Source organism: Micromonospora noduli (assembly GCF_003264365.1).
Taxonomy (GTDB): Bacteria; Actinomycetota; Actinomycetes; order Mycobacteriales; family Micromonosporaceae; genus Micromonospora; species Micromonospora noduli.
The window spans coordinates 1-12,998 of sequence record NZ_PYAK01000065.1; the positions used below are offsets into that span (position 1 = coordinate 1).

Genomic DNA, 12,998 nt, shown 5'->3' on the forward strand with positions numbered 1-12,998 from the left:
CTACGCCACCAGCTGACCCACACACCACCAGCACACACCGAAGGGCCGGACCCCACCACGGGGCCCGGCCCTTCGGCGTCTTTTCCACCAACTGCGGCACGTATTGACAATTGTCAACTTCAGCGTGAGGCTGGGAGCAGTGAGAGCGCTCTCTCGCACCGGCCCAACCGGCCACCACCCAGTCTGGCCAGGCACAACTCCGATGCCTTCGGCGGCGGCGCCGGAGCTGTCCCTGACCCGTCCCCCGACAGGAGTCACGATGGACAGGGCCGCACCCCTCTCCGGCATCCCCCGCCGACTGCGCCTCGCCACGGCGATCGGCGCCCTGCTGGTGCTACTCGGCACGTACCTGGTGTCCACCACCAACCGGGCCGACGCCGCCCCCGGCCGAGCCGGCGCTGACTTCGGCGCCAACGCCATCCGGGTCGCCGAGTTCCCCGCCGACTGCACCTACAGCCACCGGCTGCCGGACGACCCGATCGTCTTCCCCGGGCTGCCCGGGGCGTCGCACATGCACAGCTTCTTCGGCAGCACTGTGACGAACGCCAGGACCACGCTCCCGGACCTGGTCAACTCGCCCACCACCTGCAACCCGCGGGTGGACGTCTCGTCGTACTGGGTGCCGACCCTGTATCGGGACAACGTCGCCGTGGAGCCGGCGATCGCCACGTTCTACTACCTGGGCGAGGGCGTGCGCGCCGACGTCGTCGCGAACACCCAGCCGTTCCCGCTGGGGCTGCGGCTCGTCGCCGGCAACGCGAAGGCCACCGGGCCGAACGACAGCATCGCCCGCTGGTCCTGCCTGCACGCCGGGCACGTGCCACCGTCGAAGGACTTCGTCAACTGCCCGTCGGGCACGATGCTGGAGTCGTACCTGGACTTCCCGCAGTGCTGGAACGGCCGTGACCTCGACTCGCCGGACCACAAGAGCCACCTGGCGTACCCGGTGAACCAGGCCTGCCCGAGCACCCACCCGGTGCACGTGCCGAAGTTGCGCCAGGTGCTTCGGTACCCGGTCACCGGCGACCCGTCGCGGTTCCGGCTGGCCTCCGGACCGGGCTACACGATGCACGGCGACTTCTTCAACGCCTGGCCGGTGGCGGAGCTGGCCCGCCGCGTCCAGGACTGCATCCGTCCCGTCATCAAGTGCGGTCACGACGGCCGACCGATCTGAGCGACAGCTCCACACCACTGCGGCGGGTCCGGTCACCCGGGCCCGCCGCCCTGGTTGGGAAGGGAGATCGGATGCGCAAGCCCACGGCGTTTACCCTGCTCATCGCCGTGCTGCTCGTCGCCGGCTGCGCCGGCGGGCCACAAGACGGGGCCAGCACCGCCACACCACCCGTGACCGCGCGACCGGTGACGGCCGCGCCGACACCCACGGGTACGGCGTTCAACCCCACCGACATCGCCTGGCTGCAACTGACGGTGGCGATGACCGAACGCCTGCTGCCCGTACTCGATCTGGTGCCGGCGCGGACCACCGACCCGGCCTGGCGGCGGACGGCCACTCAGGTCGCTGGCACCCGGCGGGCCGATCTGGACCGCGCCCGCCGGCTACTGGCCGACGCCGCCGCCCCGACGACGAATCCGCACGAGGGGCACGACATGCCGGGCATGGCCACGGCGCAGGAGATGACAGCGCTGCGGGCGGCCAGCGGGCAGCCCTTTCACCGCCTGCTGGTCGGGCACCTGCGGGCGCATCTCGCACAGTCGGTCCGGATCGCCACCGCAGAGCAGCAGAACGGGGTCCAGCCGGCCACCGTCGCGCTGGCGGAGGCCGTGGTCCGGTCCGGCACCGCCGACCTCGAACGACTCGATCACCTCGACCCCGCAGAGCCAACGATAGCGGGCTCCGCCCCGCCGACCACCTGAGGCGGGTGAACTCCCGGTGTCGGTGCCGTGATCTGCGCGACCACCACCGGCCCAGCCCGTCGTCGTCACTCACCCCAGGTCCGAGCACGGCATTCCAGCTCCCGGAAGCGAGAGCTCTCGACCTGGCCAGCGGGAGCGGAGTCTGCGGTCGTGGCTGGCCACGACGATGGCACCCGGGCCGGCGCCCAGGGCTTCCTCCAGTTCGTCGCAGAGCGTCGGCGAGAGGTGGTTGGTGGGTTCGTCGAGCAGGAGCAGCTCCGGCGGATCGGCGACGAGCACCGCCAGGGCGAGCCGACGGCGCTGCCCCACCGACAGGTCGGCCACCGGGCGGTCGAGGTCCGCCGGGGCGAGCAGCCCGAGGGACGACAGCGGTACGACAGCGGCCCGCTCCACGCCGACGGTCGCGTCGAAGACCTGCCGGGCCGTCCGCCGCGCATCCGCAAAGACGGTGTCCTGGGCGAGCAGGCCGACTCGCAGCTCCGGTCGTCGCCAGAGCGCTCCGACACCGGCCAGGTGGCCGGCGAGCACGGCGAGCAGTGTGGACTTGCCCGCGCCGTTGGGGCCGGTCACCAACAGCCGATCGCGGGACTTGAGTTGCAGGTGCGCCACCCGCAGTCGGCCGGGAACCTCCAGCCGGTCCGCCGTGACGATGACCCTGTCGCTGTCGCTGTCGCTGTCGCTGTCGGCGAGTGCCGGCGCGTGGAAGCGCAACGGCTCCGACGGCACCGGAACGGGGTTGCGCTCGATCGTCTCCAGTCGACGGACTGCGTCGCGGACGCGACGGGAGATCTGGTTCTGGACGCGGCCGGCGGTGTGCCCGTACCCCATCTTCTCGCTGTCGCGCGGGCCCCGGCCGTGGGCGACCTGGTGCCCGGTCACCGCTGCGGCCTCGCGCAGGTCGCCGAGGAGCGCCTGCTCGTCGTCGTAGCGCCGCCGCCACCGTTGCGCCTCGGCGCGCTTCGCCGTCAGGTACGCGGTGTAGCCGCCGCCGAAGCGGACCGGCCCGTCGACCGCCGGGTCCAGGTCGATGAGATCGGTGCAGACCGCGTCCAGGAAGGCACGGTCGTGACTGGCCACCACGACCACCCCCGGCATGGTACGAAGCTGGTCCTCGCAGAACGCCGCCGCCGCGTCGTCGAGATGGTTGGTGGGCTCGTCGAGCAGCAGCGCGCTCGGCCGGCGGATCAGCATCGCCGCGAGGGCGAGCCTGCCGCGCTGCCCGCCGGAGAGCGCGCCCACCATGCGGTCGTGGGGCAGCCCGCCGAGTCCGAGGCCGTCGAGGACCGTCCGGGCACGCCGGTCGGCGTCCCAGGCGTCGCGGTCCTGCGCCCGCTCCAGCACCTCGCCGTACGCGGCCAGCAGCCGGTCGTGCTGCTCGGTGCCCTCCGGCGAGTCGGCGAGCGCGACGCCGATCCGGTCCAGCTCGGCGAGGTCGACGCGAGCCTCGCGCAGCGCGTCGTCGAGGACGGCGGCGATGGTGGCGGATGTCCGGAAGGGCAGTTCCTGGTGCAGGAAGCCGACGTCCGGCGGGCGCGTGATGGTGCCGGAGTCGGGTACGTCGACGCCGGCCAGGACCCGCAGCAGTGTCGTCTTGCCGGTGCCGTTCTCACCGATCAGGCCGATCCGGTGGCCGGGCGCGGCGGTCAGGGAGACGCCGTCGAGCACCCGGCGGTCGCCGCGGACCCGCACGAGGTCATGGGCGATGAGAGCAGGTCGAACAGACATGGGGAACCTCGGAGAACGACGATCCGGGGCGCGCAGCGGCACCCCGGCGGAAGCAGGACATGACGACGGAGGCCGCGGCGACAGAGGCGCGATCACGCGCCCGTCGGCGGCCGGTCCGGGTGCTCACCCGGAGATGTCGTCGTCACCTGCCACGTCTGCTCCGATCTCCGAAAACTCGGGCGCAAGGATAACTCGGCGTCGCGGGTCTCGGCTCAGCTCCCGCCCGTCGGGGCGCCTGCCCGCAGCGAGTCGATGGTGAGGTCGAGGACGGCTTCGAGGTGGTCGATCTTTCCGGTGGAGAGCAGCAGCAGCACCCCGCCCTGGATGCCGGCGAGCAGCGCTGCGGCGGCCCGGTCGGCGTCGAGGTCCGGGTCGATGTCGCCGGTCGACTGCATGTGCCGGATGCCCTCGGTGATCGCCTTCTGCCAGCGCCACATGAGCCCGGTCACGATCGCCTGCGCGCCGGGCGCCCGCCGGCCGGTCTGACCGAGCAGACCGTTGAGGGGGCACTTCACCCCCTGCGCGAGATACCGCTCGATCAGTCGGTCGCGCCAGGCGAGCCAGGCCGGCCAGGACGTCAGGTTGCTCAGCATCGGCTCCTGGTCGATGAGCACCTGGTCTGCCTCGTGCTGGGCCACCGCGAGCAGCAACCCCTCCTTCCCGTCCGGGAAGTAGTGAAAGAGCTGACCCTTGCTGGTGCCGGTGTGGGCCATCACATCCTCGAGGCGCACCTCGTCGACGCCGCGCTCGCGGACTTCGGCGGCGGCACCGGCGACGATCCGCGCCCGGGTCGCCTCGCCCTTGCGGGTCAACGCCCGTGTCATGAGACCTCCTGGTCTGGATCTGTGGGTCCAACCCTATCCCGGTTTTTGGACTTGCAGGTCCATTTTTGCCGAGCAAAGGTCTGGAACGCGCGGTCCGCAGCGGGCCGGCACCACGATCGGGAGGGCACCACGATGAACCACTACTACCTGCTCGGGCGGTCCGGTCTGCGGGTGAGCCGGCTGGCGCTGGGCACGATGAACTTCGGCGTCGACGGGTTCCACGCCGCGTACGGCAAGACCGAGGAGGAGGCCGAGCCGATCTTCCGGCAGTACCTGGAGTCGGGCGGGAACTTCATCGACACTGCGGACTTCTACACCGCTGGCGAGAGCGAGAAGATCCTCGGCCGTCTGATCGACAGGGCCGGCGTCCGCGAACGGCTCGTGCTCACCAGCAAGGCCACCAACACCGTCGACCCGTCCGACCCGAACGCCAGCGGCAACGGTCGCAAGCACATCATGCGGGCCGTGGAGGCGTCGCTGCGCCGACTCGGCACCGACTACATCGACCTGTACCTGCTGCACACCTGGGACCGGATCACCCCGGTCGAGGAGGTCGTGCACACCTTCGACGACCTGGTGCGCTCCGGCAAGATCCGCTACGCCGGGCTCTCCGACGTACCGGCCTGGTACGCGGCTCGGGCGCAGAGCTACGCCGAGACGCACGGGCTGGCCCCGATGATCAACGTGCAGCTGCCGTACTCCCTGGTCACGCGCGACATCGAGGCGGAGCACGTGACGATGGCCCAGACCCTGGGCATGGGGCTCACCGCGTGGAGCCCGATCGGCGGGGGTCTGCTCAGCGGCAAGTACCGGCGCACCGGCGAGGGCATGACCGGGACCGGCCGGTTGACCAACCCCGACGCCGCGGGTCGGGAGATCAGCCCCAGCGACTGGCAGGTGATCGAGGCGCTGGAGAGCGTGGCCGCCGAGTTGGGACGCAGCATGGCGCAGGTAGCGATCAACTGGGTGGCCACCCAGCCCGCCGTCGGTTCGGTGGTGATCGGAGCGAGCAGCCCCGGACAGCTCGCCAGCAACTTCGGTGCGCTCGACTTCGAGATCCCGGCCGACGCCCGCCACCGGCTCGACGAGGCGAGCGCCCCGAAGGTCCCGCTGCTCTACTCCATGTTCACCCCGCAGTACCAGTCCTGGGTGGTGAGCCCCGGCCTCGGTATCGGCGACAAGCCGACCGGCTACGCCCCTCCGGTCTTCAACGGCAAGTAGAACCTCGCCAGGCACCATCGCGCCCGCCACGCTCCTGCCCGCAGGGCGGGGGCGGGGCGGCGGCGCTACCGAGGGGTCGACGCGTCGGTCGTCGACGCTGGCTCACCCTCGTAGAGCGCTACGTACCGCCGGCGCCACTCGTCGCCGTGGGCGCCCAGGTTGAGGGTGTTGTGTTCGACGCCCAACGTCTCCGGCAGGGTGCACACCCGCAGCGTTATCGCGTTCGCGTCGGCGATGCGGCGCGGCACGTCGACCGCTGCCCTGAGGTCCACCACGCCGTCGAGCGGGCTGATCGCGACCGCCGCGGTCCGCAGACCGGTCCGCCGGGGCGGGTTCGGCAGGGTACGGGCGATCGTCAGGTACTGGGTGACGGCGGCGAGCGAATAACCACGTGACGTGACGCGATCCCGGAGAACGCGACGCCCGTACAGCACGATCAGCGGTTTCACCGCGTAGGCCGGCGCCTGTCGCGGATTCGGACCGAAGAACGGCGACAGCAACAGCAGATGCCGTACGACGTTGCCCGGCACCTGGGCCAGCCAGGCGGCCAGCACGGCGCCGCCGGAGATCCCCACGACGCCGACCTCGTCTCCCAGAGCCGCCGCGACGGCCCACCCCTGCGCGGCGTACGTCGTCAGCTCACCGGCCTCGACCCGGTGGTGGGCCCGCCGGTCGACGGTCCCGTGCTGGGGCGCCCGGGGAACCCAGACGTTGTACCCACTGTCGAAGAACTCCTCGGCCAGCCCTTCGTACTGCTCGGGCGCGAGGGTGTACCCGTGCAACAGCAGCACTGCCCGGCCGGTACGGGAACCGTGGCTCAGCAAGCGGCTGCGCGACTCCGGTCGCACCTCCGGATCGGCCGTCTCGGCGGCGATGATGGCGGCGGCGGCACGGGTGGCCGTGTCGAAGTCGAGCGGTCGGGCCGGCGCGACCCGTAGGCCACGGCGGCCCACCGGCCAGAGGTAGAGCCCGGTGATCGCCGCCCCGACGAGCGCCAACCCGCCGATGAGAAGCGCGATGATCTCCGGCATGGTCAGATGCTGACAGGGGCCGCGCTCGACGCTGGCTGAGGGGGTGCGCCCGGGTGACCGGGCGCACCCGGTCAGCTATTCCTGACTGTTCGGCGGCGCGAAGACGACCCGGGAGCGCAACTGCCGGAAGCCGGTCCGCTCCAACTCCGCCAGCACGGTCACCCGGTGCGATTCCACATCGGCGATGACCTCGCGGGCACCGCCGGCGGCCAGCACCCGGACCGCCTCGGCCAACAGCTCGGGCCGGGCCGCCTCGTCGAGGAGGCCGAGATAGGCGAGCAGGGGGTAGCAGGCGTCCCCGGCCGTGCCGACCAGCCCGACCGGCTTGCCGGCCGCCAGGGCGATGCGCCACTCCTCGGTGTTCTCGCCCAACCAGGCCAGCGGGTCGGTGGCGAGGTCGACGCCGCCGACCACCCGCGCGATCTCGACGCCGGTCAGCACGTCCGGCTCGGCGACCCTGGCGACCAGGGCCTTGACCTCCGCCACGTCGACGGGTGGGCGGAAGCTGTACCTCCCGGACGATGCCGGCAGCGGGGTGCCCGTCCAGGAACAGCGGAGCCGCTCCCCCCGCTCGACCAGCCCGGCGAGCCGGGCGGCCTCCATGGGCGCCCGCACCACGGCCAGCACCTCGGGCCGACGCCGCCAGTGCGCCGGCAGTGCGGCGTAGTACAGACCGGGACCGCCCAGCGCCTCGTGGGCGGCGCGCAGCAGCTCGGCGCCCACCTCCGGCTCGGCGTCCAGATCGAACCGGTCCAACCAGGGGGCACCGACGGCGCCCGGCGGAAGGAGCCAGGCGGCCCGACCCACCAACCGGCCGGCGCGCAGTGCGACCCAGGTGTTCTCGGGCCGGTAGCCGCCGCCGGCGATCCCGTCGGTGTACGCGACCTGGCGTAGTTGGGGCAGCGGATCAGGCATGGAGTCGAACAGGTTTTCCTCGCCCGCGACGAGCGGACGGATGACCAGATCAGTCATGGGTTGGTCCTCCGGGAAGCGCGCGCCCCGGATCAGATCCGCGCGGACGCCGGAGCGCGGAGGGGGCGCAGAACATCGGACATTGTTCTGACCTCCTTCCAGCTCGACGGCGTGCCCGACGACCATACGCGGACTGGTCGCCGGCTCGCAACGGGTCGTCACAACGTCGGGTTGGTCTCCGACCCACGCTTGTGGGCACGCTGGTCGTACACGGTGATGCCGGCCAGGATCACCGCCGCGACCGCCGCGACGGCGACCGGCGGGAGCAGCACCATCGGCGGGGCCGCCACGACCAGCGCCACCGCGCCGTAGTACAGCGCCCGACACCGCGGCGCGGATCGGTCCTCCCGCTCCAGGGCGCTCCGCCCGATCAGGAACAGCACCGGGCCGCCGAAGATGATGGCCACCAGGGCCCAGTCGATCGGCGGGTGCGGGTCCTCGACGACCTGACCGAAGCCGACGGCGGTGCAGATGATGCCACCGACGATCAACAGCAGGCTGTAGCTCGCCCACCGCGACAGCTCGATCCCCTCGCCGCTCGGGGTCGAGGCATGGCCGGATCTGACGTGGTAGAAGTAGATCCGCCAGAACGAGACGACCACCACGAACGAGGCGACGAGGACGATGGTCCCCTCGGTGGTGAAGCCCGGGAAGCTGACCGCGGCGCCGGCTTCGAGCACCACCTCGGCGAGAGCGATCATGAAGAACTGGTTGTACCGCTCGGCGAGATGCTCCTGCGAGACGGTGACCCCCGAGCTGGTGAGCTGTCTCCTTCCCATCCGGGGCAGGGGGTAGGTGGTGGCGGCGCCGATCAGCTCGATGGCGAGAGCGAGGGTCCAGAAGACGCCCCGACCGAGACCACCGCTGATGCCGCCACTGATCCAGAGCACGCTGGACGCCAGGTGCCAGGTCAGCACCCGGAGCGCGAACGCGTGACCCGGGTGACCCCGCAGGGCGAACGACGTGAAGAGCGGTCGACCGACCTGGATGGCGACGTAGGTGCAGGCGAAGACGACGCCGCGTTGGCCGAAGGCCTGCGGCAGGGTGACCGCCAGCACCAGCGTGCCGAACATCGTCGCCAGCAGGACGGCCTGCAGATCGGGGCGACGGGGGTCGTAGGTGCTCGCCAGCAGGGCGTTGAGCGACCAGATCATCCACATCGCCGTGAAGAACAGGACGGTCTGGCCCGCCTCGGACAGCAGCGTGTGCCGGACGATGGTCAGGTCGTCCGCGACCCGCCCGGCGAGGCGGGCCAGCGCGAAGACGTAGACGATGTCGAACAGCAGTTCCAGGACGGTGGCCGAGCGTGGGCTCCTACTGTCCCCGAGCCCACGAAAGAACTCGGTGCGCGTCAGCACGGAGGGCGAGACAGCTCAGCCGGCCAGGGCCGCCGGCACGGGCACACCACTGTGGTGACCCTGTTCCGCTGCCATCGTCCCCGAGCCTCCCTCGCCGACCGGCCCCGCCTGATCCCTATCTGCGTATTTTATCCATCTTCACCGGGTTTCCGTCGCTGATGGCGGATACCGGGTCGGCGGTACGCCGGATCATCTGTGCCGTCACCCTGCGGTACGAGCCCGGGTCGACGGGGAACAGCCACTGCCGGGCCCGGGTCAGCGGGCCGACGTTGAGCCCCAACTCGTCCAGCACCTCGTCGACGTTGTGCATCGAGAACGGGATGATGTTCGTGCCGCGAGCGTGCCGTCCGTTGGTGCGCTTCGTCATCCAGAACAGCCGGGCGCGCACCTCGTCGCGCATCCGGACCTCGGTCGGCAGCGTCAGACCACCCCGCAGGTACGCGGCCGTCCAGACCGCCGCCATCTCCGCGCTGAGCGGGCTGAAGAACGACGAGTTGTAGCCGGCGAACGTCAGCCGCGGCACACCGATCGGCAGGATCTGCCGGTAGAGCATGAAGTTGCCGGCGTCGTCCTGGAGGCGGGCGTGCAACGCGTCGTCGAAGAACGGCACGTGCTGGCGGAAGCCGGTGCCACAGATCACCAGGTCGGCGGGGAGCACAGTGCCGTCGGCCAGGCGGGCGGCGGGCCGGCCGCCGTCGACCAGCAACTCGGTGATCACCTGTTCCCGGTGCACGGCGATGCGACCGTCGGTGACCCGCTCGAAGAAGCCCTCGGTGGCGAGGCTGACAGTGCTGCGGGCGATGTCCTCGAAGCTGCCGTTGGGCACGAGACCCAGCTCGCGCAGCTTGAACTGCCGGGTCGAGACCGAGCCGACGCTGTCGACCATGCGCCGACGCAGACCGTTCCCCGGGCCGTGCAGGAACCGCTCGAAGCCCCTCAGGTGCAGGTAGCGGAAGAGCGCCTCACCCATCCGGGTGAGCAGCAGGTACTTGTAGTTGAGCGCACCACCGAGCTTGCGGGGCATCTTCCAGAGCAGTTCGCGCGCCACCACGTGGGTCTGGGCGGCGACCTCGCTCACCGGGACCGCCACGTCGCAGGACGACTTGCCGTACCCGACCACGAGGACGTTCCTACCTCGGGCCGCCTCGATGTCGTGGAACTCCCCCGTCGCCAGTACGCGCCCCCCGGCGGCGGTGAAGCTCGCCTGCCCGTCGAAGGACGGAACGAACGGGTCGCAGAAGATGCCGTTGGCGACGATCAGGTGGTCGTACCGTTCCACAGTCAGCGGGTCCTGGGCACCCGCCGGCCGCGAGGTGACCAGCCACCCGGTCTCGTCGTTGACCAGCTCGGCCGAGGCGACCTCCGTGGACAGGCGCAGCGCGCTGGACAGCCCGAACTTCTCCACGTAGCTCTCCAGGTACCGCTGGACCTGCTCTCCCGACGGCCACTGCGGGTAGTCGGCGGGCATCGGCAGGTCGGAGAGGTGGTAGGTGCCCTTGTCGTTCTGGGTGTGCAGGCCGGGGTATCGCCGGGTACGACTCCACACCCCACCCACGTCGGGCGCGCGCTCGAACACTGTGACGTCGAATCCGCTCTGCCGCAGCACCTTCGCTGCGCTCACACCGGCGAATCCGGCACCGACGACGGCAATCCTCATGATCTCCTCCGAAGGACGTACGAACCGTGCCGGCGCTGACCGCCCGCGGTGGTCGCACGCTAGCGAGCGGGCCGGGACTGTCGCTATCCGCTCGACGCGGGCGCTGTCCGCGCTACGCAGCCGGACCCTTTTCCTGTCGGGTCGGCGGCTTTCGGGTCTGGTCCGGGCCGGTCGCGCCTTACGGTCAGCGCGACGGGACGCCCGGGAGGTGTCGGATGGATGCGGTGACGGTCCGGACGGACGATGTCGACCGGGCTCGCGCCGAGGTGGGTCGCGTCTTCTGTCCACACCGGCTCACCCCGCAGGCGGGTGTGCACAGCGTGCAACTGCGGATGGCGGCTCGCCGGGCGGGTGGGGTGGGCGTCATCGATCTGGACTACGGGCAGGCGGTGCGCATCCAACCGCCGGCGCTGGAGACCTTCTACCTCGTCCAGATCCCCAGTGCCGGCAGCACGATGGTCCGGCACGCCGGTCAGACCGTGACCTCGACCCCGGACGTCGCCTCGGTGCTGTCCCCGTACGACTCCTCGGACATGCGGTGGTCCGAGGGATCGCCGCACCGGATCTTCTACGCCGACCGGCGGGCCGTCGACCGGGAACTCGCCCGCCTGCTGGGCCACCCGGTGGACGACCCGGTCCGCCTCGACGTCGGCATGCTCATGACCACGCCGACCGCGCAGGCGTGGGCGCGTGGGGTGGCGTTCCTCGCCGACGAGCTGTCCCAGCCGGCCGACGCGTCCCTGTTCGACCACCCGCAGGTAGCCGCCCGTTTCGAACAGGGGCTCATCGGCAAGCTGTTGCTGGCCCATCGGCACAGCCACTCCCACCTGCTGGCCGAGCCGGGCCAGCACGCCCACCCCGGGCGTCTCGTCCGCCGGGCCTGCGCCCTGATCTCTGAACACCACGGGGAGGCACTGACCGTCGGTGATGTCGCCGAGGCACTACGGGTGAGCGTACGAACACTGCAGGACTGTTTCCGCCGTGAGTTGCAGACCACCCCGACCGCGTACCTGCGGGCCTGCCGGCTCGACGCGGCACACCGCACGCTCCGCTCGGCCGCCCCGGGGGCGTCCGTGACGACTGTTGCCCTGCAACACGGCTTCGTGCACCTCGGCCGGTTCGCTACCGAGTACCGGAGCCGCTTCGGCGAGACGCCGTCCACGACCCTGCGTCGGTGACGACCGGTCAGACCGCCCGGGCCACGCAGATCCGGGCGCCCAGGCGTGGACCCGCCTCGTAGATCAGGTAGCCCACGCCGCCGTCGGTGCCGAAGCTCGGTGACGCGACCCGACCGTTGTCGGAGGCGATCGGGCTGTGGAACACCCCGAGATGCACCTCCCGGTCGAAGCCGTTGCCGACCTCGGTGAGGTGCATTCGACCGTCACCGCCGTGGTAGACGACGTATGCGGTGCCGTTGCGGGTGAGCAGATGTGGTGCGGAGATGTCGCTCAGGCCGTCGCCGGCCGGCGAGATCAGCGGCTCCGGGGCGAACTGCCACTGGTCCCAGCCGTTCGGCGACCAACCCCAGAAGATCTTCCGGGTGCCGGGCCGAACGGTGTGCGCTCCCATGTAGAGCATCACGTACTTGTTGGCGAGCCCGGTCACCCGGTGCTCGAAGACCCGGGCGTACGACGTCTCGGTGGTGCTCGGCACGAGCCTGGTGCTCAGGATCGGCGTCTCGTCGCTGAAGGTGATGCCGTCTCGGGACCGGGCCACCCGGGTGGTGGTGTTCTCCCCGTGGAAGTAGAGGAAGAACTCCCGGCTGGAGGCGTTCCAGACGACGTGCGGCGACGAGACGTGGCTGACCGTCGTGGTCGGTAGCACCCGGTCGACGATGGGGTTGCCGGGGTGCTCGGTGTAGGGGCCTTCCAGCCGGTCGGCGTAGGCGAGGCAGATCCCGCCGGGCGCGTCGTGCGGGGCGTAGTAGAGGTAGTACCGCCCCTTGGCGCCGGTGATCTTGTCGTAGACCCCGCGTACACAGGGAAAGATCGTTTCGCCGGTGGGGTTGTAGGCCAGTGGGCGGTCGAACGCGTCACGGACGTACCGGTAGCTGGGGAAACCGGCCGGCCCGGCCAGCGCCGGCGCGCCCTGGAGCAGGGTGCCGGCACCGCCGGCGGCGGAGGCGGCGCCGAGCAGCGCCGCGCCACGCAACAGCCCGCGCCGGCTCAGCTCGGTGGGTCGGCCGGAGGGCGGATTCGGGTACGGGTGTGCCATCTGGTGTCTCCGATCGTGAGGGGACGCTCGTCGATCGCGGAGCGTGAGTGGTGGCGCGACGGCGGCCCGGAAGGCACTGACGAGAGCGCAACCAGCGTCACTGTCGGTGATGTGGCTGCCT

The 12,998-nt window shown here is 71.1% G+C and carries 11 protein-coding genes; 4 read left to right on the forward strand and 7 right to left on the reverse strand.

Annotation, left to right across the window (positions count from 1 at the left end; all coding sequences use genetic code 11):
- The first annotated feature begins 259 nt into the window (after window positions 1-259).
- Together GUI43_RS29125 and GUI43_RS29130 are read left to right on the forward strand one after the other, a co-directional pair.
- Window positions 260-1,174, forward strand: a complete 915-nt coding sequence (locus tag GUI43_RS29125; protein ID WP_112700226.1) for a DUF1996 domain-containing protein — start codon at window positions 260-262, stop codon at window positions 1,172-1,174.
- A 71-nt stretch (window positions 1,175-1,245) separates the two neighbouring features.
- Window positions 1,246-1,875: a DUF305 domain-containing protein gene (locus GUI43_RS29130; RefSeq protein ID WP_112700227.1), complete on the forward strand. Its 630-nt coding sequence runs from the start codon at window positions 1,246-1,248 to the stop codon at window positions 1,873-1,875.
- Between the two features lie 69 nt (window positions 1,876-1,944).
- Here the strand turns inward: GUI43_RS29130 and GUI43_RS29135 are convergent, their stop codons facing one another.
- Both GUI43_RS29135 and GUI43_RS29140 read right to left on the reverse strand, forming a co-directional pair.
- Window positions 1,945-3,600: an ABC-F family ATP-binding cassette domain-containing protein gene (locus GUI43_RS29135; RefSeq protein WP_112700228.1), complete on the reverse strand. Its 1,656-nt coding sequence runs from the start codon at window positions 3,598-3,600 to the stop codon at window positions 1,945-1,947.
- Between the two features lie 212 nt (window positions 3,601-3,812).
- Window positions 3,813-4,424: a TetR/AcrR family transcriptional regulator gene (locus GUI43_RS29140; protein ID WP_112588988.1), complete on the reverse strand. Its 612-nt coding sequence runs from the start codon at window positions 4,422-4,424 to the stop codon at window positions 3,813-3,815.
- A gap of 132 nt (window positions 4,425-4,556) precedes the next feature.
- On the opposite strand from GUI43_RS29140, the gene GUI43_RS29145 reads away from it, so the two are divergent.
- Entirely contained in the window at window positions 4,557-5,645 is a 1,089-nt protein-coding gene (locus tag GUI43_RS29145; RefSeq protein WP_112700229.1) for an aldo/keto reductase, read from the forward strand.
- Window positions 5,646-5,710: 65 nt separating this feature from the next.
- Here GUI43_RS29145 and GUI43_RS29150 read toward each other — a convergent pair whose 3' ends face one another.
- The 4 genes from GUI43_RS29150 to GUI43_RS29165 form a co-directional block, all read right to left on the reverse strand.
- Window positions 5,711-6,676: an alpha/beta hydrolase gene (locus tag GUI43_RS29150; protein ID WP_112700230.1), complete on the reverse strand. Its 966-nt coding sequence runs from the start codon at window positions 6,674-6,676 to the stop codon at window positions 5,711-5,713.
- Window positions 6,677-6,751: 75 nt separating this feature from the next.
- Window positions 6,752-7,648, reverse strand: a complete 897-nt coding sequence (locus tag GUI43_RS29155; RefSeq protein WP_112700231.1) for an acetyltransferase — start codon at window positions 7,646-7,648, stop codon at window positions 6,752-6,754.
- Window positions 7,649-7,806: 158 nt separating this feature from the next.
- Window positions 7,807-9,006, reverse strand: a complete 1,200-nt coding sequence (locus GUI43_RS29160) for a low temperature requirement protein A (RefSeq protein ID WP_112605295.1) — start codon at window positions 9,004-9,006, stop codon at window positions 7,807-7,809.
- Window positions 9,007-9,121: 115 nt separating this feature from the next.
- The gene (locus GUI43_RS29165; protein ID WP_112700232.1) at window positions 9,122-10,663 is read right to left on the reverse strand and encodes a flavin-containing monooxygenase; all 1,542 of its coding nucleotides are present in this window, start codon (window positions 10,661-10,663) and stop codon (window positions 9,122-9,124) included.
- A gap of 215 nt (window positions 10,664-10,878) precedes the next feature.
- Here GUI43_RS29165 and GUI43_RS29170 point away from each other — a divergent pair, with 215 nt between their 5' ends.
- Window positions 10,879-11,841 carry an AraC family transcriptional regulator gene (locus tag GUI43_RS29170; protein WP_112700233.1) on the forward strand — a complete coding sequence of 321 codons (963 nt, stop codon included), beginning with the start codon at window positions 10,879-10,881 and terminating at the stop codon, window positions 11,839-11,841.
- A 7-nt stretch (window positions 11,842-11,848) separates the two neighbouring features.
- Here the strand turns inward: GUI43_RS29170 and GUI43_RS29175 are convergent, their stop codons facing one another.
- A complete protein-coding gene (locus tag GUI43_RS29175) occupies window positions 11,849-12,877 on the reverse strand; it encodes a glycoside hydrolase family protein (RefSeq protein ID WP_112700234.1) in 1,029 nt (342 codons plus the stop codon).
- Window positions 12,878-12,998: the final 121 nt, after the last annotated feature.